General features: G+C 37.8%; 15 protein-coding genes. 12 read left to right on the top strand and 3 right to left on the bottom strand.

Going from position 1 to position 24422, the window contains the following annotated elements:
• Nucleotides 1–200: 200 nt before the first annotated feature.
• The 5 genes from yicI (at nucleotide 201) to K412_RS0103560 (ending at nucleotide 10201) form a co-directional block, all read left to right on the top strand.
• Nucleotides 201–2516 (top strand): alpha-xylosidase, encoded by a 2316-nt coding sequence (yicI, locus tag K412_RS0103580; protein ID WP_024831842.1) that lies wholly within the window; start codon nucleotides 201–203, stop codon nucleotides 2514–2516.
• A gap of 42 nt (nucleotides 2517–2558) precedes the next feature.
• Entirely contained in the window at nucleotides 2559–4694 is a 2136-nt protein-coding gene (locus K412_RS0103575) for a glycoside hydrolase family 3 C-terminal domain-containing protein (RefSeq protein WP_024831841.1), read from the top strand.
• A 309-nt stretch (nucleotides 4695–5003) separates the two neighbouring features.
• Nucleotides 5004–6611: a sensor histidine kinase gene (locus tag K412_RS0103570; protein ID WP_242835517.1), complete on the top strand. Its 1608-nt coding sequence runs from the start codon at nucleotides 5004–5006 to the stop codon at nucleotides 6609–6611.
• Nucleotides 6551–8134 carry a response regulator transcription factor gene (locus K412_RS0103565; RefSeq protein WP_242835515.1) on the top strand — a complete coding sequence of 528 codons (1584 nt, stop codon included), beginning with the start codon at nucleotides 6551–6553 and terminating at the stop codon, nucleotides 8132–8134. Before K412_RS0103570 ends, K412_RS0103565 begins: the two co-directional genes overlap by 61 nt.
• Nucleotides 8135–8137: 3 nt before the next feature.
• A complete protein-coding gene (locus K412_RS0103560) occupies nucleotides 8138–10201 on the top strand; it encodes a beta-galactosidase (protein WP_024831838.1) in 2064 nt (687 codons plus the stop codon).
• Between the two features lie 196 nt (nucleotides 10202–10397).
• On the opposite strand, the gene K412_RS0103555 is transcribed toward K412_RS0103560, so the two are convergent.
• Complete coding sequence (locus tag K412_RS0103555; protein WP_024831837.1) at nucleotides 10398–11762, bottom strand: TrpB-like pyridoxal phosphate-dependent enzyme; 1365 nt, start codon at nucleotides 11760–11762, stop codon at nucleotides 10398–10400.
• Between the two features lie 168 nt (nucleotides 11763–11930).
• On the opposite strand from K412_RS0103555, the gene K412_RS0103550 reads away from it, so the two are divergent.
• Nucleotides 11931–12710: a YwaF family protein gene (locus K412_RS0103550; protein WP_024831836.1), complete on the top strand. Its 780-nt coding sequence runs from the start codon at nucleotides 11931–11933 to the stop codon at nucleotides 12708–12710.
• Here K412_RS0103550 and K412_RS0103545 read toward each other — a convergent pair.
• Nucleotides 12702–14234 (bottom strand): FAD-dependent oxidoreductase, encoded by a 1533-nt coding sequence (locus tag K412_RS0103545; RefSeq protein WP_024831835.1) that lies wholly within the window; start codon nucleotides 14232–14234, stop codon nucleotides 12702–12704. The two genes, K412_RS0103550 and K412_RS0103545, sit on opposite strands and share 9 nt — an antisense overlap.
• Before the next feature lie 167 nt (nucleotides 14235–14401).
• Here K412_RS0103545 and K412_RS0103540 point away from each other — a divergent pair, with 167 nt between their 5' ends.
• The 4 genes from K412_RS0103540 to K412_RS0103525 all read left to right on the top strand — a co-directional run bounded on the left by K412_RS0103540 (nucleotide 14402) and on the right by K412_RS0103525 (nucleotide 21365).
• Nucleotides 14402–15847 carry a menaquinone biosynthesis decarboxylase gene (locus K412_RS0103540; RefSeq protein ID WP_024831834.1) on the top strand — a complete coding sequence of 482 codons (1446 nt, stop codon included), beginning with the start codon at nucleotides 14402–14404 and terminating at the stop codon, nucleotides 15845–15847.
• 12 nt (nucleotides 15848–15859) lie between these two features.
• Nucleotides 15860–16747, top strand: coding sequence for a UbiA-like polyprenyltransferase (locus K412_RS0103535; protein ID WP_024831833.1), 888 nt, complete (start codon nucleotides 15860–15862; stop codon nucleotides 16745–16747).
• Nucleotides 16748–16894: 147 nt separating this feature from the next.
• Nucleotides 16895–20296, top strand: a complete 3402-nt coding sequence (locus tag K412_RS0103530) for an insulinase family protein (RefSeq protein WP_024831832.1) — start codon at nucleotides 16895–16897, stop codon at nucleotides 20294–20296.
• 124 nt (nucleotides 20297–20420) lie between these two features.
• Nucleotides 20421–21365 (top strand): ABC transporter substrate-binding protein, encoded by a 945-nt coding sequence (locus K412_RS0103525; protein ID WP_024831831.1) that lies wholly within the window; start codon nucleotides 20421–20423, stop codon nucleotides 21363–21365.
• A gap of 132 nt (nucleotides 21366–21497) precedes the next feature.
• On the opposite strand, the gene K412_RS0103520 is transcribed toward K412_RS0103525, so the two are convergent.
• The gene (locus tag K412_RS0103520) at nucleotides 21498–22688 is read right to left on the bottom strand and encodes a cation:proton antiporter (RefSeq protein ID WP_024831830.1); all 1191 of its coding nucleotides are present in this window, start codon (nucleotides 22686–22688) and stop codon (nucleotides 21498–21500) included.
• A 253-nt stretch (nucleotides 22689–22941) separates the two neighbouring features.
• Here K412_RS0103520 and K412_RS0103515 point away from each other — a divergent pair, with 253 nt between their 5' ends.
• Together K412_RS0103515 and K412_RS0103510 are read left to right on the top strand one after the other, a co-directional pair.
• On the top strand, nucleotides 22942–23715 hold the full coding sequence (locus K412_RS0103515) for an ABC transporter ATP-binding protein (RefSeq protein ID WP_242835666.1): 774 nt from the start codon (nucleotides 22942–22944) through the stop codon (nucleotides 23713–23715).
• A complete protein-coding gene (locus K412_RS0103510) occupies nucleotides 23678–24421 on the top strand; it encodes an ABC transporter permease (RefSeq protein WP_242835513.1) in 744 nt (247 codons plus the stop codon). The genes K412_RS0103515 and K412_RS0103510 overlap by 38 nt, the downstream gene beginning before the upstream one ends.
• Nucleotide 24422: the final 1 nt, after the last annotated feature.

The following is a 24422-nucleotide window of genomic DNA, read 5'->3' as shown; positions in this document are numbered from 1 at the left end:
CCCTTTAAATTTTGTATATCCTAAAAAAATAGTCAAAAACACTGTAAAATTTATAGGTGAGTATACTTTTTCAAAAAGTTCTAGAATTATTACAGTGTTTTTAATGTGATTTTTTACGTTTTAAAGGTACAGTTGTGACTGTATAATTGAGAATAAGAATAATAAATAGTCGGATAAACTTTTTAGGAGGTCTTTTTACCATGAAGTTTCTTAATGGATATTGGTTGAGTAAGGAAGGATATTCTCTGCATTACCCATCAAAGGCATACCGTATAGAAAACTGTGGGGACAGTTTACGCATTTTTGCACCATGTAACCCCATTAATCACAGAGGAGATACTTTGGGTGGTCCTGCACTGACTATTGAGTTGAGTTCACCGGCGACTAATATAATTCACGTAAAAGCATACCACTATAAAGGAGTAAAAAAGACCGGGCCTTATTTTGAACTTAATTATCCCGGACACACTCCATCAATTATTGAAGATAATGATGCAGTGTGGCTTGAAAGTGGCAGCATTAAGGCTCGCATTGATAAAAATAGCTATAATATAGACTACTATAGGGGAGATGAACGCCTAACCGGGAGCGGCTTTCGGCACCTTGCATACATAAAACATCAAAGCGGTCAAACCTATATGAGAGAACAGCTTGATTTGGATGTGGGAGAATGTGTATATGGTTTGGGTGAAAGGTTTACCCCCTTTGTTAAAAATGGACAGACAGTTGATATTTGGAATGAGGATGGAGGTACTTGTACCCAGCAATCCTACAAAAATATCCCTTTTTATATAACAAATCGAGGGTATGGAGTTTTTGTAAACAATCCGGGTCTTGTGTCATTTGAAATTTGCAGTGAAGTAGTATCACGTGCACAATTTTCTGTTGAAGGAGAATCATTGGAATATTTTATAATTGGGGGTTCAGACTGTAAGGAAGTGATTTCAAACTACACTGCTCTTACGGGAAGGCCTTCTATGCCGCCAACCTGGTCATTCGGTCTATGGCTTTCCACTTCATTTACAACTAATTACGATGAAGAAACTGTCACAAGCTTTATAAATGGAATGAGTCAGCGGCATATTCCGCTATCAGTATTCCACTTTGATTGCTTTTGGATGAAAGAGTTCAACTGGTGTGATTTTATTTGGGACAAAGATGTTTTTCCTAATCCCAAAACCATGTTAGCCAACCTAAAAGAAAAGGGACTGCATATATGTGTATGGATTAATTCATATGTTTCACAGGAGTCTGTTCTTTTTAATGAAGGAATGGAAAAGGGCTATTTTATACGTAAAAAGGATGGCAGCGTTTGGCAGTGGGATTTGTGGCAGCCGGGAATGGCTATTGTTGATTTTACCAATCCTTATGCGTGTAAGTGGTTTTCTGAAAAGTTACTTAACCTGGTTGATATGGGTGTAGATTGTTTTAAAACCGATTTTGGAGAACGTATTCCAACAAAGGATGTTATATATTACGATGGTTCAGATCCTGAGAAGATGCATAACTTCTACACTTATCTTTATAACAGGACTGTTTTTGATACTTTGAAATCAGCAAATAAAGAGGCTGTAGTATTTGCACGGTCAGCTACAGTAGGCAGTCAAAAGTTTCCGGTTCACTGGGGAGGAGATTGTTCTGCTGACTTTTCCTCTATGGCTGAAAGTTTACGAGGAGGTCTATCACTAGGACTGTGCGGATTTGGTTTCTGGAGTCATGACATCGGAGGCTTTGAGCATACGGCTACAGCTGATGTTTATAAGAGGTGGCTGGCCTTTGGTATGCTGTCATCGCATTCTCGTCTCCATGGCAGTACCAGCTACCGTGTACCGTGGCTATATGACGAAGAGGCGGTAGATGTGCTGCGTTTTTTTGCAAAACTTAAATGTCGCCTCATGCCTTATATTTACAAAACGGCGGTTCAGGCCTCAAAGCAAGGATTGCCCACAGCACGTGCAATGTTTCTTGAGTTTCAGGATGACCCAGCATGTACAACCCTTGACCGTCAGTATTTGCTGGGGGATTCTCTCTTGGTGGCACCTGTATTTACGGTCTCGGGATTAGTGGACTATTATTTACCTAATGGTCAGTGGTATAACCTTCTGACAGGTGAAATTGTTGCAGGAGGCAGTTATCGCAGGGAAAAGCACAATTACATGAGCTTGCCATTGTATGTCCGCCCAGGAAGCCTTCTGGCTATGGGTAATAGCCAGGAAGAAACAGTTTATGAATATGCACAGGATGTTTGCTTACTGCTGACGCCCCTTTCCGATGGTGCTAATGCAAATACTTCTGTTTACGAGAAGGATGGAAACGAAGCACTTAATGTCTCAGTAATCCGTAAAGGTGGCGAAATCACTGTAATAGCAAAGGGAGAGGGAAAACCATGGAGTTTAAAACTATGTGGCATTAAAGCAGCAGAGTGTACAGGTGGAACTATTGTAAATGAGGAGGACGGGGAGAAATTTATACCAACAGTTTTTTGTGGAACATTTAAGATTGGAATTCTGGAATAACAGCAATAACAAAATAAAAATATCAATTATGGAGTGAATAAAATGCAGTATAACGAAATAGATGAAAAAATAGAGGAACTACTGTCCATGATGACTTTGGAGGAAAAGGTGGGAATGTGTCATGGCAATGGGTTATTCCGTACAGGTGGGGTACCGAGGTTAGGAATTCCTCCCCTTGTGTTTTCCGACGGACCTATGGGTGTACGCAATGAGTTTGCCGATGATCATTGGGAAACAGTGGGTGGTAACTGGGACTTTGTTACGTACTTGCCTTCCTGCACAGCACTTGCAGCAACCTTTAACAGAACTCTTGCGGAAAGGGTGGGAGAGGTACTGGGCTGTGAAGCAAGGGGCCGTGGTAAAGATGTTATTCTTGCACCGGGTGTAAACATTATCCGTACACCTTTATGTGGTAGAAATTATGAATACTTTAGTGAAGACCCTGTACTGACAGCAGAACTTGCATCAGCCTTTATAAAAGGTGTGCAGCGTTTTGATGTTGCAGCCTGTGTCAAGCATTTTGCTGCAAATAATCAGGAGACGGAAAGACTTAGTGTCAGTGCAGAAGTGGATGAACGCACACTTAGGGAGCTGTATTTTCCTGCATTTGAAGCAGCAGTGAAGGCAGGAGTTTTTACTGTTATGACTGCATATAATAGGCTCAACGGCACATTTTGTAGTCACAGTCATAAGTTAATTACAGAAATTCTTCGTAATGAGTGGGGGTTTGATGGCGTTGTGGTTTCGGATTGGGGAGCAGTACATGATACAGAGGCTCCGGCTAAAGCTGGCCTTGACATTGAAATGAACGTAACCTCTGATTTTGATGACTACTTTTTTGCAAAACCACTAATTAATGCTGTTCAAAAGGGAAAAATCTCTGAGAGTATTCTTAATGAAAAAGTGAGACGAATTCTAAAATTGATGTTCAGATTGAATATGTTCTCCAAAGACCGAAAACGAGGTGGTTTCAATCTGCCTCAACACCAACAGACAGTACTTGATGCTGCTAAAGAGAGTTTTGTTTTATTAAAAAATGACAGAGAAGTGCTGCCTCTTAATGCAGACAAAATTAAAACTGTTGCTGTTATTGGTAATAATGCAGATAAAAAGCACTCCACTGGTGGAGATAGTGCAGCAGTTAAGGCACTATATGAGGTTACTCCTCTATCCGGCATAGTTATGAGATTGGCAGGGGGAGCAAAAGTGTCATATTATCCGGGTTGCCTCGATGAGACGTATTCTAAGCATGAATTTCATATACCTTCTAATGCTGATGAAAAAACTAGAGCCGAAATTGAGGAAAAGGCCAGAGCTGCAAATGAAGAATATAGAAACATTGAATTGAGATTAACAGAAGAAGCAATTCAGGCAGCACAGACTGCCGATGCAGTTATTTTCATTGGTGGTACCGGACACGAGCAGGAATCGGAAGGTCGTGACAGACCGGATATGACATTGCCATATAAACAGGACAAACTTCTGGAAAGAATTCTTGCAGTAAACCCAAATACTGTAGTAATTATCATAAGCGGGTCCCCTGTTGATATGAGCCCATGGATAGACAATGCACATACCGTTATGCAGGGGTTTTTTTCAGGTATGCATAGTGGAACGGCATTAGCGGAAGTTTTATTTGGAGACTATAATCCCAGTGGACACCTACCATTCACAATTCCTTTAAATGAGGAGGATACAGGAGTTAAGGCACTGGGTGAATATCCAGGTGGTGAGAAGGTTTGTTACACAGAAGGCCTTTTTGTAGGATACCCTTATCACGATGCTTTCAATGTTCCCCCACTTTTTCCATTTGGACACGGTTTGTCCTATACTACGTTTTCATTGACGAAGGCCGCATACAGACAGATTTCCGGTTCCTGCAAGGATTATGAAATAAGTGTTGATATTACCAACACCGGTAATAGGTCTGGCGCACAGTCAGTTCAGTTATATGTTGAGCCAGAAAAAAAGGAGGCTTCTCCTATTCGTACTTTGAAGGGATTTCAAAAAGTATACCTAAATCCCGGTGAAACTAAAACTATTACATTTAAACTTGATGAACGCACTTTCTCGGAATTCTGTATTAATTCAGGATGGGTTTTTAATCCAGGAAACTATACTATAAAGATTGGTACTTCATCCCGTGATCTCCCCATAGCTATGACGCTTACACTTTGATATGTATAGAAATAGGTTTGTATGTGGTTTACAATATTGCTATAATAAACCTATCATATAAGTGATATCAGTGTCGGCAAGGGTGGAATAAATATCGTGTTCATCAAGCGTTTGAAAGAAGGTTGGAACAATATTCGGATACGCAAAAAAATGATCGGTATCTACATAATTTCCGTGCTTCTGCCGGTTTTTTTCGTGAGCCTGTATTTAACCTCCAGCATGTCAAATCTTGTTTACTCACGTATGGTTAATGAGGCTAAAACAGATACCCTTCGAGTGCGAGACCGCGTTAACGAGCTGTTATATCTAATGACTAATGTATCGGACAAAATCTATTTTGACAAACAGCTAAAAAACATTATTTCAACTAAATACGGCAGTTTTTTAGAGTCTATAGATGCCTTATCAAAATACCCTGTTCTAAAGGAATACACACAGTACTACAGACAAATAGAGGCTATTACCATGTATGTTGATAATAGTACTATATGTGAGAACGGTTTTTTTGTTAAAACCACAGATGCAATTAGAAAAGAAGCTTGGTACAAGGCTGCGGTTCGGAGTGGCGGCAACATGATATGGCAGTGTTTTTATAATAAAGATAATAATTCCTATTACCTTGCATTAGTACGTCGTATTAGCATAGATGACAATGGAAATTATGCAGTTATGGTAATGAGAGTAAGCTACAGTTACCTGACCTCAGTTATTCAGAACGAAAGAACAACTATGCTTATGACTGTGGATAATGACCGTATTGTGCTGGCAGATGACCGGGAAAAGCTAGGCACAAAAATTGATATAAAAGGTCTAAATCCTAGTTACGGCGACAGTGAGCAAATTCTAAAGAATGTAACCTATGAAAACAGAAAAGTATTTATAGTCTGTGAATCCTTTCTTCCTCAGAAGACACGAAGTACATTACAGATTATCAATATTACGCCTACTAGTGATATCAAACGGCAAGTGTTTGCTACATATATAACAGGAATTGCAATCGCATTTATTAGTCTTGTAGTACCTGTACTGCTTATGCTGTTGTTTACTGGAAGTTTTTCAGATCGTATTTTATTTATAAGAACTCAGATTCACAGGGCGGCATCCGGAGATTTGGACATTACACCGGGCATCAGTGGCAGCGATGAGATTGCCGAACTGTATACAGACCTAATCAAGATGATTGGTGATATGAAAAAGCTTTTACAGGAAAATTATGAGCACAAGTTACAGCAGCAAAAGCTGCTGACAAAACAGAATGAGGCTCAGTTCAAAATGTTGGCAAGTCAGATTAATCCTCATTTTTTGTTTAACACTCTTGAAAGTATACGAATGAAGGCTTATGTCTGTGGACAGCGCGAAATTGCCACAGTAATAAAGCTTTTGGGGAAATCCATGCGCAGTTTGTTGGAGCTTGATGACAATCCTCAGCCGTTAAAAAGTGAGCTGGATTTTGTTCGTAATTACTTGGAAATTCAGAAGTTCCGCTTTGCTGACAGAGTAGATTATACCATTGATGTTCAGAATGGTATTGATGAGAAAATTCTCAAAGTACTACCACTATTGATACAGCCTATTGTTGAAAATGCTTTTGTCCATGGACTAGAGCAGAAAGAGGGAAGCGGAAAAATAGACATTATAGTTAATAGGCAGCATGAAAATGTCCTTGTAACTGTAAAGGACAATGGTCTTGGAATGGAAAGTGAGAAGCTGGAGGAGGTTCACCGTAAGATTAAAGAAGCAGGTGGAAAGACAGGAAAAAGTATTGGACTTTCAAATGTAAATCAGCGTATTAAGCTTTATTATGGTGAATCCTATGGAATCAGGGTAGATAGCAGTCCCGGAACAGGAACAACTGTGTGGATTTCTTTTCCGGAACAGCCAGTAAAAAATCAAAATATATTAGGAAAGGAATGGTAAACCCAATGCTCAAGGTTTTAATAATTGACGATGAGCCGGCAGTGAGAGCTGGACTAAAAGCTATCATTGATTGGGACAGCCTTGGTTATGAGATAGCCGGCGAAGCAGCGGACGGGCATGAGGGCCTTCGTATGCTGCTTGAGCTTAACCCGGACCTATGTATTACCGATATCAAGATGCCGGGATTGTATGGAACTGAAATGCTTGAAAAAGCAAGGGAAGGAGGATTCGATGGCAAGGTTATTATTCTGACCGGCTATTCCGATTTTGAATATGCCCGCAGTGCCATTAAATCCGGTGTCTCTTCCTTTCAGCTTAAACCTATAGAAGAGGATGACCTGCAAGAGGCAATTGTTAAGGTACGTAAGATGATTTTATCCGAAAAGGAAAAGCTTAAAAGTATTCAATCCAGTATGAATCTTATTTATGAAAAGCAGCTTACTGACCTTATTTGCGGTAAGCTCAATGCGGACTCAGTAAACCTTAATGAGCTTAAACTATGTGATGATGTTTACCGTGTTGCTGTTATAAAATCCACACAGTATGATACAGAAATTCCGAATCTTTTTGAACATGAAAAAGAAATGAGGTGTATCTGTATCGACGATTTATGGGTTGTTCTACTGCAAGGAGGAGGTATTACACGCTTCTCTGTACATATGAAAGATATATTTCGTAAAATGCCCGACTTGTTTGTTTCTATGGGAAGATTATGCAGCAGTGCTGATGAACTCCACATTTCTTATACTGATGCAAAAAAGATACAACAGCATAGTTTCTATTACCAGCAATCGGGAAACCTTGTTTTATGGGATGACATACAAGGAGATTTTTCAGATGAAGCCAACCTTGATTCTATTGACATAAAAGAATATATTGAAGCTTTTTGCGATTATATTGAAATAGGGCAAGAGGAATTGCTGCAAAAGAAAATGCGGAGCTTCGAGTCGGAATATCATAAACTTAATCTGAATCCTGAACGGTTTGCGGGAGTACTTTCCAATATTTTTATAAGAGTTAGGGATATGCTGTCTCAAAACTACCACAACCTCATAATCCCGGATGACGGACGAATAATTCATGATATATACAGAAAGCAAAGTTTGCATGAGATTACTGAATATATATTAAGTGAATTTCTATGCTTTATGAAGCAGATAGGAAATAACTCCCGGGACAATATAGTAAAAAGACTCTGTATGTATATTGAAGCCAATTATTCCAAGGACTTGAAGCTAGAATCCCTTGCTAAGATTTTTTGCTATAACAGCTCATATCTTGGAAGAATTTTCAGAAGCGGAACTGGTGAGAGTTTTAATTCCTATTTGGATCATGTTAGAATTCGCAAAGCAAAAGAAATGCTTGCTGAAGGTAAGTATAAAGTTTATGAAATATCTAATATGGTAGGATATAAAAATATAGACTATTTTTACAGGAAGTTTAAATACTACGTGGGACGAAAGCCCAGAGACTATTGGGGGGAAGTGTCGGAGCTTAATACATGTGTTGAAAAGGAGAGTTAAGGAATGGACAGATATATGCCTATTAGCAGCAAGTTTCCACATATTATACATGGTGGAGATTATAACCCTGAGCAGTGGCTGGAGACACCAGAGATAATAGCTGAAGATTTTCGACTTATGAAACTTGCCCATTGTAATGTAATGACAGTAGGAATATTTTCGTGGATGGCACTGGAGCCGGAAGAAGGGAAATATAATTTTGGTTGGTTGGACAATATTATGGATAGGCTTGCCCAAAACGGAATGATGGCCATTCTTGCTACTCCAAGTGGTGCAAAACCCCCTTGGATGTCACAAAAATACCCTGAAATATTGCGAACTCAGGCTGATAGGTTCAAGGATTTACATGGGGGACGCCATAACCATTGTTTTACATCTCCCATTTACCGTAAAAAAGTTAACCAAATCAATGGTATGTTGGCAGAACGTTATGGAAAGCACCCTGCGCTGATTTTGTGGCATATCTCAAATGAATACAGTGGGGAATGTCATTGTAGGCTGTGTCAGGAAGCCTTCCGCAATTTTCTCCGAAAGAAGTATGAGAATGACATTGAAAAGCTTAACCATGAGTGGTGGACGGGATTCTGGTCACACCGATATACAGATTGGTCACAAATTGAATCGCCATCTCCGCGAGGTGAGCATGAGACTCATGGACTTATTTTGGACTGGAAAAGATTTGTTTCACACCAGACAATTGATTTTTTTAAAAACGAAATAAAACCCTTACGGGAATTAACACCTGAAGTTCCGGTTACTACAAATCTAATGGGAACCTTTCCAGGTATAGAATACAGAGAGCTTGCAAAAGAACTGGATGTGGTTTCTTGGGATAATTATCCTACATGGCATACCACAGAGCAGCCAGATTGGAAAATCGCTGCCCGAACCTCTTTTATCCATGACCTGAACAGGTCTCTAAAGCAGGGGAAACCATTTATGATGATGGAAAGTACCCCAAGTACCGTTAACTGGCAAAAGGTAAACAAGCTAAAGCGGCCCGGAATGCATATGCTGTCATCTCTGCAGGCAGTAGCTCATGGAAGTGATACTGTCCAGTACTTCCAGTGGCGAAAATCACGGGGGAGTTTTGAAAAATTCCATGGTGCAGTAGTAGATCATGTAGGTCATGAAAATACACGGGTCTTCAGGGATGTTGCACAGGTGGGGCAAGCACTTGAAAAACTTGATGAGGTTGTTGGAACTACAGTTCACCCGCAGGTTGCCATTATTTTCGATTGGGAAAATCGCTGGGCCATAGAGGAGGCACAAGCTCTTGCTCGTGACAGGGTACAGTATGAGGAAACTTGTATCGCACATTATACAGCCTTTTGGAAACAAGGGGTACCGGTAGACATTATAGGTGCCAGAGAAGATTTTTCACAGTACAAGCTTGTTATTGCACCAATGCTTTATATGACCCATCCCGGTGTGGGAGAGCGTATAGAGGCTTTTGTAAATGAGGGAGGAACTTTTGTTACCACCTATTGGAGCGGAATTGTAAATGAGAATGATTTATGTCATTTGGGAGGATTTCCGGGGCCCCTACGCACTGTTACAGGCATTTGGAGCGAGGAAATAGATACATTGCACCCTGATGAAAGCAATAGCCTCATAATGAATGATAATTCTCTAGAGTTTATTGGAAATTACAGGATAAAGGATTTCTGTGAGCTGATTCATGCAGAATCTGCAAAGGTTCTGGCTGTGTACGGAGACGATTTTTATAAAGGGAGACCGGTACTTACAGTTAATTGTTTTGGAAAGGGGAATGCCTACTATATTGCAGCTCGCACGGGAGATGATTTTATTGATGATTTTTATACTGCCCTTACGAATAAGTTATCACTTACACATACATTAGATTCTAAGCTCCCAAATGGAGTAACAGCACAGTATCGTGCGGATGGGCAAAACCGTTATATATTTATAATGAATTTCAATGCTGAAAAGAAAGAGATTTCTCTTAACGGGATTTACACGGATTTGCTTACCGAGGAAGAGAGACAAGGAGTGCTAGAACTTACTCCCTTTGACGTAAAAGTCCTAAAACAGAAAGTTTTTTGAATTTACACCAGTACTTCAGTATAAAATTATATCAATGATTGCTTCCAAGATATTTGCAAGAGTTTATATCGGATAAACTTATGCAAATATCTTTAACCAAGCTTCCATTGATATAATTTATACTCTTCGTACAGGTGATAAACAAAAAAATATCTGTTTATAAAGCCCTTCTATTTACTTGATGTTAAGCGGAAAACTACTTTATATTCGGCAAGTTTTGTAAACTTTCTTTTGTGGATTCAGGAGAAAATTCTATATCATCAATGAGTCCATTGAAATAGTTTTCATATGCCGCAAAATCAAAGTATCCATGTCCGCTGAGACAAAATAGTATAACCTTTTCCTGGCCTGCTTCCTTTGCCAAAAGTGCTTCATCCATTGCAGCTCTTATAGCATGTGCTGATTCAGGAGCAGGAACTATTCCTTCTGTTCGTGCAAAGGATACAGCTGCTTCAAAAACGGATTTTTGACCATATGCTTTTGCTTCAATGATTCCGTCATGATATAGTTGGCTGACAATAGCGGAATCACCGTGGTATCTCAAGCCTCCGGCATGTATACCGGATGGAATAAAGTCATGTCCTAAAGTGTACATTTTTGTTATTGGAGCTGCTTTTGCGGTATCTCCGTAATCATATGCAAATATACCTTTTGTCAAAGTAGGACATGCTGATGGTTCAACTGCAACTGCTTTTAGGTTACGCCCATTGAGTTTATCTTGTAAAAATGGGAAAGCCAGGCCGGCAAAATTGCTTCCGCCTCCGCAACACGCAAAAACTACGTCAGGATATTCATCCAAATACTCCATTTGTTTTTTTGCTTCGATTCCAATTATGGTCTGATGCAGACATACGTGGTTCAAAACACTTCCTAGAGCATAGTTGGTATCAGCATGTGTTGCTGCATCTTCAACCGCTTCACTTATTGCAATTCCAAGACTGCCCGAGCAATTTGGGTCTTTTTCCAGAATACTTCGTCCGCTGTTTGTAAGTGTACTTGGACTTGCTACAACATTTGCTCCAAATGTTTTCATAAATGAACGTCTGTAAGGTTTTTGCTGATAGCTGACATTTACCATGTAAACTGAACATTCCAATCCAAACTGACTTGTTGCAAGGCTTAAGGCACTGCCCCATTGTCCTGCTCCTGTTTCCGTTGCAAGTCTTTTTATTCCTGCTAGTTTATTATAATATACTTGTGGAATAGCGGTATTAAGCTTGTGACTTCCCGTAGCATTTGTTCCCTCATATTTATAGTATATTCTTGCAGGAGTGTCCAACAGTTTTTCAAGAGCTTTTGCCCTGTAAAGAGGACTTGGCCTAAACTGACAGTACATTTGACGAACCTCGTCAGGAATATCTATGTAACGTTCAGAAGACATTTCCTGTTTGATTACTTCATCCGGGAAAATAGCTTTCATATCGTCAGGCTTAATGATTTCAAGTGTTGACGGATTGTGATAGGGTGCAGGCTTATTTGGCATATCTGCAACTATGTTGTACCACTGTTTTGGAATATCGCTTTCAGACAGAATTACCTTACTGATCTCATCTCTTCTCATCTTAACCTCCATATCCTTTATAATTAAAGGATTTCTTAACTAGTCTATATACTAATTTTACTTGAATTGGTATATAAGTCAACAAAATAATTTGCATACCTATGGATTAATTGATTGTCATAAGAATATAATTTTATTATAACGGCAAGTAGGACAAGGAGGTTTTATATGTTCAGATATTTTTTTACTTATATAGATAATATACCTTCAAGACTTCATAATTCTCTGTTTTCTGTACAACATCTTCTTGCTGTGGGAATGGTAGTTTGCACGTGGTGTATTGTGACTGTCCTTTTTAAAGATAAAAGCGAGGAAAAAAAGTGGAGGATGCTTATACTTGTCAGTTTGATATTGCCCTTGTCAGAATGTGCACAGATACTTTGGTACAATGCTGTAGGGAAGTTTTCATGGGGCTATACTCTGCCTCTTCACTTGTGCAGTCTTATGTGCATTATACTTCCGGTAATGACTATTACCAGAAGCAGACTGCTGATGGAATATTCGTATGCCATGGGATTGGCACCGGCTTTTATGACACTTTTAACACCTGATATTTATTATTATCCGTCCTTGTCATTTATTTATATGCAAAGTATGCTGGTTCATGGAATTATTTGCTTTATTCCACTATTTATGGTTTTTGGCATGGGCTTCAGGCCAGATGTACGCAGCCTTCCAAAAACAGTTGCAATGTTGGCAACTTTTGCCCTTATGGTTACTCCTATTAATATAGCTACAAATGGAAATTACTTTTTTCTAAGGTATCCAGCACCGGGTTCACCTATGGAGGCTTTTGCTAATTATGTTGGGAGTCCTTGGTATCTTATACCTACATTTCTTCTGGGCTGTCTGCTTTGGTTTATTTTATATATACCTTTTGCTTTTTTTAAAAGGTGCCAAAAGAAATCAGAACATATTGACAGGGATAAAACACGAATTTTATTTTAACCTGTCAAGAGGGATTATAGCGGGGCCTTCAATCACTGTCCCGTCATAATTGTATCTGGAAGCATGACAGGGACAATCCCAGGTTTTTTCCGCAGAATTCCAATTAACTTCACAACCCAGATGTTTACATGTTGTATCTATTATAAAAACATTTCCATCATTATCCATGTATGCGCCGGCTTTTTTTCCTTTATACTTTACTGCCTTGCCTTCACCGGGAAGTATTTTAAATTCTTCCGGGGGAGACTCCAGTTTTCCTGAAACTAGATTATTAACAACATCTGCGTTTTCTTTTATAAAGTTCTTTGCAGAACTAACAGGAGTAAACCTTGATGGCTTGAATATATTTTCAGCTTCGCTTTTCCCATTAGCAATAATATCACGTATTATCATCGCTGATACATGACTGGTTGTCATACCCCATTTCTGGAACCCTGTGGCTACAAAAATATTCATTTTCTTACCTGTGATATGTCCTATATAAGGTATTTCGTTCATTGCTGTATAATCCTGGGCTGACCAGCGATAAAGTACATCTGTAGCATGAAAATCGGTTTCTGCAAAATTTATAAGCTTTGTATATTTTTCTTTCTCGTTTATGTTTCCACCCGTTTTGTGGTGCTCCCCACCCAGTATAAGAAGCTGGTTTCCGTCTTCTCCGAGTTGGGTTCTGATAGACCTTGTAGGTTGTTCATATGAGATATACATTCCATAAGGAACATTGACAGGGGATTTAACTGCAAGTGCATAAGAACGCTCACCGAACATTCTTGCCGAATAAAATCCCCATCCGTCATAAAATGGGAAATGACTGGCTACTATTACCTTATCTGATTTTATACTGAACCCATTTCTGGTAGATGTGGTACATTCACGGTCTTCATGGATGTCAATAGCTGCCGTATTCTCAAAAATGTGACCGCCGTTTTTTATAAATATATCTGCTAGGGACAGAAGATATTTACGAGGGTGAAACTGAGCCTGATTATCAAAGCATATTGCTCCCTGAACAGAAAAGGGTAGGGGCAGAGAGGTTTCAAATCTTGCAGGAAGACCAATAGATTTTGCTGCATTTACCTCTTCCTCGATAATGTTTATATATTGTTCTTCTTTTGTATATACAAAGTTTGGTTGACGGCTGAAATCACATTGAATATTGTTTTCTTTTATTATATCTTCAATCATGGATATTGCTTTTTCGTTAATTTCTCCGTATTTGCCTGCCCCCTCTTCTCCCAATTGCTTTATCAGTTTTGCATATTTTACGCTGTGGAGAGAAGTTATTTTTGCTGTGGTGTGTCCTGATGTGGAATGAGCAATTCTGCCGGCATCTATTATAACAACATCCAAGCCTTCCTTCTGAAGTAAATATGCTGCCGCTATTCCGGTTATTCCGCCTCCTACAATCAGAATGTCAGTTTTAATATTCTCATTCAGTTCAGGGTAAGTGGTTTGGGGGGTGGTTCCAATCCAATATGATTCTACCGGTCTTGAGAATGCTTTTTCTATCAGATTCTGTGACATATATTTTTCTCCTTAATTAAATTAATTAGTTAATTTTCATTTAATTTACATTGTTAGAATATCCAGTTTTATTAAAGAAATTCACATGAAGCGGTTCTAGTTTGGTTTAATTTAACCTCTACAGGTCAATATTTTCATAAGGCTTGATTTTATAGAAAGGGGAATATATGGCATATTCAGATCTTCATGAATTTATTGATAAACTCGAAAAGAAAGCACTTATTAAAAGAATAAAAGCCGAAACGGATTCTGAACTCGAGATTACCGAAATAACAGATAGAGTGGTAAAAAACGGTGGGCCTGCTCTTCTTTTTGAAAATGTAAGAAATTCAAAATTTCCATTGCTTATAAATACTTTTGGCAGCTATGAAAGGTTGAACCTTGCGCTGGGTGTTGAAGAAATTGAGGAGGTTGCTGAAAAAATAGGCGATTTTATTGATGCAGCAAATTATGCGGGATTTATTAAAACCGTAAAAGCCGTTCCATCTCTATTACAGTTGACGTCTGTTTTTCCAATAAAGCTTCCCACAAAAGGAAAGTGCCAGCAGATTATTGATTATAGTCCTGATTTGGGAAAGCTGCCAATACTAAAATGCTGGCCAGGGGATGGAGGCAAATTTATTACTTTGCCTGTGGTTATAACAAAAGACCCTGAAACAGGTATACAAAATATGGGTATGTATCGTATGCAGGTATATGATGGGCAAACTACCGGAATGCACTGGCACCTTCATAAAGACGGCAGGAGTATATATGATAAGTACCGTGCTATTGGAGGAATAATGCCTGTGTCAGTGGTAATAGGCTGTGACCCAGTGGTAATATATTCTGCAACAGCTCCTCTTCCAGAATATATAGATGAAATATTATTTGCAGGGTTCCTAAGAAAAAAACCAGTATCTTTGGTTAAGTCTATAACAAATGATATTTATGTACCGGCAAATGCTGATTTTATTCTGGAAGGATATGTGGACACAAGAGAGGAACTTCGTCTGGAAGGGCCTTTTGGGGATCATACAGGATATTATTCTCTTGCAGATATGTATCCGGTTTTTCATTTGACTTGTATGACATACAGAGAGGATGCTATTTATCCTGCCACAGTTGTGGGGAAACCTCCCATGGAGGACTGTTATCTGGGAAAGGCAACTGAAAAACTATTTCTTCCTTTTTTAAGAATTCAATTTCCGGAGATTATTGATATTAATTTTCCACTTGAAGGTGTATTTCATAATTGTGTTATTGTTTCAATAAAAAAGAGATTTCCGGGACATGCTAAAAAAGTAATGAATTCAATTTGGGGTTCGGGACAGATGATGTACACAAAAATGATTATAGTTGTGGATGAATCTGTAAATCCCCATGATTTATCAACAGTTGCATGGAAAGTCTTCAACAATATTGACGGCAGGCGGGATATAGTATTCTCTGACGGACCTCTTGATGCACTGGACCACGCCTCTTTACAAAGACATTACGGATGCAGGATAGGCATTGACGCTACCATAAAATTTCCGGAGGAGGGCTACAGCCGCACATGGCCTGATGAAATAGTAATGTCGGAGAGTATAAAAGCATTGGTAACAAAAAGATGGAAGGAATACGGTTTCTGATAAGGAGGAATTATGATTGCTTCAAAGGTAATAAGAAAAATATCTGACTATGGAACTCTTGTAATGTTTTCTCATTCTATATTTTCATTATCTTTTGCTGTTATTTCCATGTTGCTGGCTTCAAATGGTTTTCCAAGTGCATGGAAAGTATTCTGGATATTAATGGCGTTTATGGGTGCCAGAACAGGTGCTAATGCTATTAACAGGGCTATAGATGCAGAGATTGATATGCTTAACCCAAGAACTTCCACAAGACAGATTCCACAGGGAAAGATTAGTAAGAATGAAGCCTATGGGCTGGCGGCAGCTTCTTTTGGAATAATGCTTCTTTCCGCGGCTATGTTGAACATTCTTTGCCTGATTCTGTCACCTCTTGCTCTTATATTCATGACAGGCTATTCCTATACAAAAAGGTTTACTTGGCTCTGTCATATAATTTTAGGGGTTACAACTGCTGCAGCCCCAGTGGGTGCATGGATTGCCGTAACAGGGAACTTATCTGTAACACCTTTGATAATGGGTGTTTCAAATACTTTATGGGTAGCTGGATTTGACATAATATACAGTATACAGGACTATGAGTTCGATAAGGCTAACAAACTGCGTTCAATTCCTGTGAAATTCGGTATACACAAGGCACTTCATATATCAAGCATTTTCCATATTATATCCTGTATCTTCCTGCTTGTTTTAGGACTAATCTGCAAGCAGCTTGGAATAATATATTTCTCAGGACTATTGATAATAACAGTACTTTTTGCTATAGAACATTTACTTGTTGCAAATGTCAGAAAACCTGATGATACCCGAGGCGAAGTATATTCATTTACGGCGTATTCACTGAACCAGATTATAAGCATAGTATTTTTAACAGCCTCACTGTTGGAAATGCTAGTATAGATTTATTCATTAGGCTAAGAATGGACTTGGAATAAATGATAATGAAACCTATTTTACTAATTTTTTGTAAACTTTATAAGACATATTTTTATTTTTATCGTATAGTTATACAAAGCGAAGGATAAAAAATAAAAGGAGAAAAGATTAATGAAAAAAGTTGTTTCCTATATGATGTCATTTGTTTTAATTTTGAGCATTTTTCTTAATGCTGCACCTTGTGTAAATGCTGCTCAGACAGAACTCAAGGCATTGCCGGAGGTAGGGCAGGTAGTAGCCGGCTTTAAGGTTCAGGAAGTTGAGGATATGGAGCTAATAGACAGTAAAACTGTTTTATTTGAGCATGAAAAAACAGGTGCTAAGCTTATTTTTATTCAAAATAAGGATACTAACAGAGCGTTTGATATTTCATTCAAAACACCTGCCTTCAACGATACGGGAGTAAATCATGTATTGGAGCATATAACTGTATCTGGCTCACAGAAATATCCTATGAAAAACGTGCTATTCACAATTTTAAATCAAACATACTCTACCTTTATAAATGCATTTACCGCTCAAAACTTTACTACATATCCTGTCTCATCACTGAGTGAGGATCAACTCTTAAAGTTAGCAGAGGTTTATTTGGATTGTGTATATTATCCGTCTGTATATAACGACAAGAATATTTTCAAAAGAGAAGCCTGGAGATATGAAATGGCAGACAATAAGGCGGAGCTGAATATCAGCGGTACTGTATATAATGAAATGAAGGGTGCTCTTGGAAATATTTCAACTGCCGCCGCATACAATGACTTAAAAACACTTTTCCCAAACAGTACCCAATCCACTATATCAGGAGGAGACCCAGATAAGGTAAAGGATTTGACATATGAGGATGTGATTAAGACTCATGATACTTACTACCATCCTTCAAATTCACTAATGGTTCTCTACGGAAATGTGGATTATCAAAGATTTCTTAAAATGATTGATGAGAGTTATCTTTCAAAGTATAACAAAAAAGATATTAAGATTGAAAAGTTAAAACTTGAGCCATTTAATAAAACAATTGAAAAAACTTTTAAATACCCGGTAGCTGTTGGTACAAACACTCAAAATGCATCCCAGATTGATTATTGTTTTCCTATTAAAAATATGTCCGATGAAGATTTACTGGGAATAGCTGTGTTAGGCGAGCTGTTTGGAAGCGAAACATCGGCTTTAAAACAGGAATTCAGGGATAAAAAACTCGGAGGAGATATTTTAATTAATTTCAACACCGGGTTATCAATACCTGTATTAACTTTTTCGGTACAAAATACTGATGAAAGTAAAAAAGCAGATATTAAAGCACTTGTTGATAAATACCTGAATAGTATTGTAAAATCAGGCTTTAAGTCGGCTGATGTTGATGCTGTACTTGCCGGGGAAATAAGGGGATTATCAAATATCACGGAAACCCCTAACCTGGGTGTAAATTTGTCTACTCAGGTGGGCAGCTTTTGGGCTAATTTTGACAGCCTTGATTTTTACAATAATATGATTAAGAACATAAAGTCTATTTCAGCTAAGTCCGGCAAAAGATATTTTGAAGGCCTTACAGAAAAATTCCTTGTAAATAATAAAAACACCGCACTGGTTACTACTGTTCCTGAGGCAGGACTTTCAGAAAAACAGGCAGCGGAACAGAAAAAGTATTTGACTGACTTGAAGGCATCCATGAGCCAACAGCAAATAGATGCCATTGTTAATGAAACCAAAACTTACAACGAGTGGAATAGTAGAGAAGATAATAAAGATGTTGTAAAAAGTATTCAGGCTGTAAATATTTCTGATTTACCTGAAGAAGTAAAAAATTATAATATTAAAGAAACCAAATCAGAGGGAGTAAGATTGATATCTGCAGAAGCAAACGTTGGGGAGACGGAATCCACCAGCCTTTATTTCGATACTTCATCTGTCCCTGTGGACAAGCTACATTACTTGAACTTTTATACTGAATTATTAGGAAATCTTGATACCAAAAAAAGTGACAAGGCTGAGTTGGGAAATCTCAAGACAAGGTATATTAACGGAGTATCCTTCAACTTATCTATAATACCTGACAAGACTTATACAAAATACTCTCCTGTATTAAGTGTGTCCTGGACCGGTATAATAGGGGATTATGACAAGCAGCTTGAAGTTGTCAAAGACATTATTTTAAATACACAGATAAGCAAAAGTACTGATATATTGAATATTGTAAAGTCCAGAATATCAGAAATGAAAACTCAATACACAAGCAATCCCTTAAGTATACAGCTTGTGAGAAGCAGATCGTATTTCAATGAAGGATATAACTATCTGAATTATACTTCTGCTATTGATTACTACAATTTTCTTACAAAATTGGAAAATAAGCTCTCCGAAAATCCAAAAGAGGTTTTAAAGGAGCTGGATAATGTTAAAGCTTTAGTTACAAACAAAAAGAATTTGATAGTAACTTTTACTGGTAATAAAAACAGCATTAGCAAATTTGAAAATTCAATAAAGAAGTTTATTGTTGGTATACCATCAAAGGATATTGTCAAACAGGACTATTCAAAACTTCCTAAGCCTGCAAAAAGTGAGGGCATATCTGTAGATGGCTCTGTACAATATAATATGCTTTATGCACCATATGAGCAAATGGGAGCTGTATTTAGCGGAAAATATATACCAATAGGTTCAGTAATAAACGAAAACTATATTACTCCAAAGATAAGATTTGGATACGGCGCGTATGATAACATAGTTGAATTTAGTGATGAAGGCTTTATACTAGCATCCTACCGTGACCCGAATATCAAGGAAACTTTTGAAGTATATAACGGATTACCTGAATTTATTAAGAATATTAATCTTACTCAGGAACAACTGGATAGTTATATTTTAAAGTCATTCAGCAATTACACTGTACCTACAGGTGAAATATCCGGTGCCAATACTGCTATAAGTTACTATTTGATGGGTATTAAATCAGAGGATATTTTAAAGATATTGAAAGAAATTAAATCCGTTACTGTCAAAGATGTCAAGGATACGGCTACCATGATTGAAAATATGCTTAAAAATGGAGCATATTCTACGGCAGGAAGCAAGGATAAACTTAACGAAAACAAGGAACTTTATGAAAATATCATAGCTTTAGAGCAGGGACAGGATAGTACTATTACAAGAGGCCAATTCTTTGAACTGGTTCTTGCAGGTGCCCCAAATCCTCTTGAAATTGCTAAGCAGCAGGGGCTGATAACTTCTGACAAAAAAGGGAATTACCATGAAAATAGAAAACTAACAAGAGAAGAACTTGCGGTATTTATATGGAAAATAGCAGCTTTAAGTGGTGTACAGCTTCCGGCTGCAACTCCTGAAATATCAGATACCAACTCAGTTGCATCATGGGCAAGAAATGCAGTTAATGCTTTGGTTGGGTTTGAAGTTATAAAACTTGATGACAAGGGCAATTTTAATCCAAAAGGTGAGGTAACATCTGACTTTGTTATGACTGTTTTAAACAACCTTAATCAGAAGTTGACAGCAAAATAGTCTAATTTATACTCAGGCACGAAATCCCCGGTTACTACAGCGACAATGGCTGTAGTAACCGGGGATTTTACTATTCATAAAAAAGCTAAATGCGTAATATAGTGCATTTATGGAGGTTGAATATATGAGTAATAAATTGATTATTAAAATTTTTTGTGCATCATTGTGTTTTTTGATTATTGTTGCTGTCTGCGGCTGCAGCAAGGAAAAAAGTCATATTGACGAGGAGCATCTGAAAATAGGTCTAACTCCAGCAGTTGATGCTATTCCATACATAATAGCCCAAGACAAGGGTATTTTTAAGAAGTACGGGTTAAGGGTAGATATGGAGGTTTTCAAAAGTGCCGGGGAAAGGGATGCGGCCTTTCAAAGCTCTAACATTGACGGTGTTTTATGTGATATGGTAGCAGTTTGTCTTTACCGGAACGCAGGATTTAAAGTCAAAATAACCGGAGTAACAGACGGGGACTTTATACTCTTGGCAAGTAAGCAATCAGGTATAAAAAGCATAAAAGAAGTCAAAGGGCACCAGGTTGCAATATCTGAAAATACCATAATAGAATATGCACTGGATAAAATTCTGAATAAAAATGGTATTGGGATTAATGATGTTAAAAAGGTGGCAGTGCCTTCCATACCGGTTCGTTTGGAGATGCTTCAACACAACAAGGTTCAGCTTGCTTTGCTTCCTGAGCCCTTTTCTTCAATGGCAATTAAACAAGGTGCCGTTGTACTGGATTCTGCTTATAAAAATAATATTTACAGCAATGTAATTGCTTTTAAGGAATCTACAATTAAAGAAAAAGCGTCAGTAATTAAAAAATTGAATGAAGCCTATAATGAATCCGTAAAATATCTAAAGGAAAATCCAATAGAAGAGTATCAGGACCAAGTCATTAAATTTATCGGATACCCGGAAGACATGAAAGGAAGTATTGTACTGCCCGATTACAGAAAAACCGAACTTCCTGGGAATAGCGAATTGAAATCCACTATAGAATGGGCTGAAAAAGAAAACTTGCTGAATAAAAAGATTACAGAAAATGATTTGAAGGCTGAAATAGAATAGTTATAAGTAGCAGAGAAAAAATGAATTTTCTTCATAAATAGAAAATATAAAAGCCTTGGGATGATATTAATATAAAATATCTCCCAGGCTTTTATCCTTTTTATGAAAACAGTAAACTGTAGGTTTCAATAATCACGCTACAGATTCATTTTTATTATGTTTTGAGCTAAATACAATTTTTAATAATGCCGGTGTTATGACTGTTGTAAGTATAACTACAATCAGCGTTGGAATATAAATCCCCTCGGAAATAATGTTGTTTTGCATTCCGATGTTTGCTGTAATAATGGCAACTTCGCCTCTTGAAATCATACCTACTCCGATTTGAATACATTCTCGCTTGCTTATTTTAAACAGCTTTGCTGCTCCACCGCATCCAAAGAGCTTACCAATAACTGCTATTACAAACATAACAAGGGTAATAAGCACAACGTCGAAGTTCAACCCCTTGATATCCGCTGCAATACCTACACTTGCAAAGAATATCAGGGACAAAAAGCCGGAAGAAATCGCTTTGACATTTTTCTCAATGTAGTCTTTGTGTATGAACTGTGAAAGTGTCAAACCGCAGATGTACGCACCTGTGATTGCAGCAATACCAAGTAATTCTGATATAAATGCCAGAATGAGTGCCATAGCTATGGCGTAGCTTAAAAGATCACGCTTGTGACTGCTATCAGCCTTGATTTTATTAATAAATTTTGGCACTATTGCAATCATAATAACTGCAATTACACAGAATACAATTATTTTAACAAAAGTAAGAACAAGACTTATTACGGCATCTGAACCGGATGCTCCGCTTCCAACGGTTTTGGATACGGCTAGAACGATTGATATAAGAATCAGACCAAGAACATCGTCAATAACCGCCGCCCCCAGAATATTCACTCCGGCTTTTGTATTGAGTTTTCCAAGTTCGTTAAGGGTTTCAACTGAAATACTGACACTGGTAGCTGTAAGAATTACACCCACAAAGAGGTTTTCCCAGAAATTTGTAAAAAACAAATATGCAGCAGCTGTTCCCAGTATCAATGGTATAATTACTCCGCCCAGAGCAATAACAAGTGATGTTTTTCCCGCTTTTTTCAGTTCGTCTACATTAGTTTCAAGACCTGCAAGAAACATAAGCATTATTACGCCCAATTCGGACAATAGCTTAATGTGCTCAGTATAGTCAACAAGCTTCAGAACTGCAGGACCTAGTATTACACCAGCAATTAATGCCCCTAACACCTCAGGCATTTTGAATTTTCGGCTTACAAGCCCTCCTATTTTTGTAAAAATTAGAATAAGGGCGATATCAATAAGAACCTTTTCCAAGTTTACACCTTCTTTACATTCAATATTATGTAGTGTGAATTTTCCATTAATACAAATAAAAAGGAAAGTCGCTAACGGACTTCCCTCATTGGAAGACAAAAAAGATTATCAAACAGAAATCTCACAGTAATATTATACCATGCTAAAATCAAATTCAACAAGCCCTTTAATTTAGAAGCATCCTATATTTTTTGTGATACTCCGGCATATATATAAATATATCTTTATAGGGGGCGAGAGCTTTTTGCTTGAAATGACAGAGGTTAGTATTTATTACGATTCAAAAGGAGAAAAAAAGCATGTGGCAGGACCTATAACTTTAAAGGTATCCACTAGTGAGACTTGTGCCATAATTGGTCCGTCAGGCTGCGGAAAGACAAGTTTGCTCCGAATTCTGGCAGGAGTCCAAAACAATTTTATAGGTAAGGTTAGGATAGACGGAGAGGAGTTGAAGCCCACCAAACACAGAATTGCATATATTCCTCAGAATAGCGGATTTTTGAGGTGGAAAACCATCCGGAATAATTGTCTACTGCCTGTAAAAATTAGAAAGGTACCTTTGAATGAAGAAGTTTATTCAAGGCTAACAGAAATAACACGAAGAATGGAAATAGAAGATATTTTGGACAGGTATCCTTCACAAGTCAGCGGAGGACAGCTCCAAAGGGCTGCAGTGGCCAGAAGTCTCATACTAAAGCCTGATATATTATTAATGGATGAACCTTTTTCAGCGCTGGATGCCCTGACACGTGAATATACCCAGAATATGTTACGTTCTGTTCTAAGGGATTTCAAGGCTACGACAGTACTTGTCACTCATAGTATAGAAGAGGCTATATTTTTGGCAGACAGGGTGATTGTTCTGTCAGCCTCTCCGGGTAAAATAATTGGTGACATTACAACTTTAAGCAGTGAATATGAGGATAGGTCGGCAGTCCGTTACACAAAGCTTGTGGCAATAATAAGACAACTTATAAAGGATGAGTGGGATGAAAACAGTGAAGAAGAAAGTAACAGTGTATGCTAAAGGTATGTTAATTATAAATCTCATATGGTATGTAATACATTTAATCTTTCAAACAAGGATAATTCCTGACCCTATAAGAGTATACAGGAGTTTTTATTTATTTTTTCAAGAGGGCATGCTCTGGCATATTGGAAGTAGTCTATGCAGAATATTTGCAGGAGTTTTAATAGCACTTTTACTTGGGTCACTGACAGGCTATATAATGTCTGTATCTGAAAGGTGTAATAAAATTATAAATCCACTAGTATTTTTTACATATCCTGTTCCCAAAACAGCTTTGCTCCCTATAATAATGACTATATTTGGATTAGGGGGAGTTTCAAAAATAATTCTTATTACAATGATAATTATATTTCAAATTATAATAACTGTTAGAGATTCGGTCACAGGTATTGATAAAGAGTATATCTACAATATACGAAGTATGGGTGCATCTCAGGGTCAGATACTAATCCATGTTGTGATACCTGATATCGTACCAGGTATATTGACCAGCCTTAGGGTAACAATAGGCTCTGCACTATCAATTCTTTTTTTTTGCGAGGCATATGGTACTTCCTGGGGGATGGGATACTATATTCTTGATGCATGGACAAGAATAGATTATATCAGTATGTACAAAGGTATTTTAATATTGTCCTCAGTGGGAATAGCATTGTTTTTTTTAATAGATATTTTAGAGCAGAAAATTGTTAAATGGAGATAAA

The organism is Ruminiclostridium josui JCM 17888 (genome assembly GCF_000526495.1).
Taxonomy (GTDB): domain Bacteria; phylum Bacillota; class Clostridia; order Acetivibrionales; family DSM-1351; genus Ruminiclostridium; species Ruminiclostridium josui.
Note: the sequence above shows the minus strand (reverse complement) of the source record. Positions and strands in the feature narration are given on the sequence as shown.

Excerpts from the sequence above, each read along its gene's own strand:
- yicI (WP_024831842.1), top strand. The coding sequence starts at position 201 with ATGAAGTTTCTTAATGGATATTGGTTGAGTAAGGAAGGATATTCTCTG.
- K412_RS0103575 (WP_024831841.1), top strand. The coding sequence starts at position 2,559 with ATGCAGTATAACGAAATAGATGAAAAAATAGAGGAACTACTGTCCATG.
- K412_RS0103570 (WP_242835517.1), top strand. The coding sequence starts at position 5,004 with ATGACTAATGTATCGGACAAAATCTATTTTGACAAACAGCTAAAAAAC.
- K412_RS0103560 (WP_024831838.1), top strand. The coding sequence starts at position 8,138 with ATGGACAGATATATGCCTATTAGCAGCAAGTTTCCACATATTATACAT.
- K412_RS0103555 (WP_024831837.1), bottom strand. The coding sequence starts at position 11,762 with ATGAGAAGAGATGAGATCAGTAAGGTAATTCTGTCTGAAAGCGATATT.
- K412_RS0103550 (WP_024831836.1), top strand. The coding sequence starts at position 11,931 with ATGTTCAGATATTTTTTTACTTATATAGATAATATACCTTCAAGACTT.
- K412_RS0103545 (WP_024831835.1), bottom strand. The coding sequence starts at position 14,234 with ATGTCACAGAATCTGATAGAAAAAGCATTCTCAAGACCGGTAGAATCA.
- K412_RS0103540 (WP_024831834.1), top strand. The coding sequence starts at position 14,402 with ATGGCATATTCAGATCTTCATGAATTTATTGATAAACTCGAAAAGAAA.
- K412_RS0103535 (WP_024831833.1), top strand. The coding sequence starts at position 15,860 with ATGATTGCTTCAAAGGTAATAAGAAAAATATCTGACTATGGAACTCTT.
- K412_RS0103530 (WP_024831832.1), top strand. The coding sequence starts at position 16,895 with ATGAAAAAAGTTGTTTCCTATATGATGTCATTTGTTTTAATTTTGAGC.
- K412_RS0103525 (WP_024831831.1), top strand. The coding sequence starts at position 20,421 with ATGAGTAATAAATTGATTATTAAAATTTTTTGTGCATCATTGTGTTTT.
- K412_RS0103515 (WP_242835666.1), top strand. The coding sequence starts at position 22,942 with ATGACAGAGGTTAGTATTTATTACGATTCAAAAGGAGAAAAAAAGCAT.
- K412_RS0103510 (WP_242835513.1), top strand. The coding sequence starts at position 23,678 with ATGAAAACAGTGAAGAAGAAAGTAACAGTGTATGCTAAAGGTATGTTA.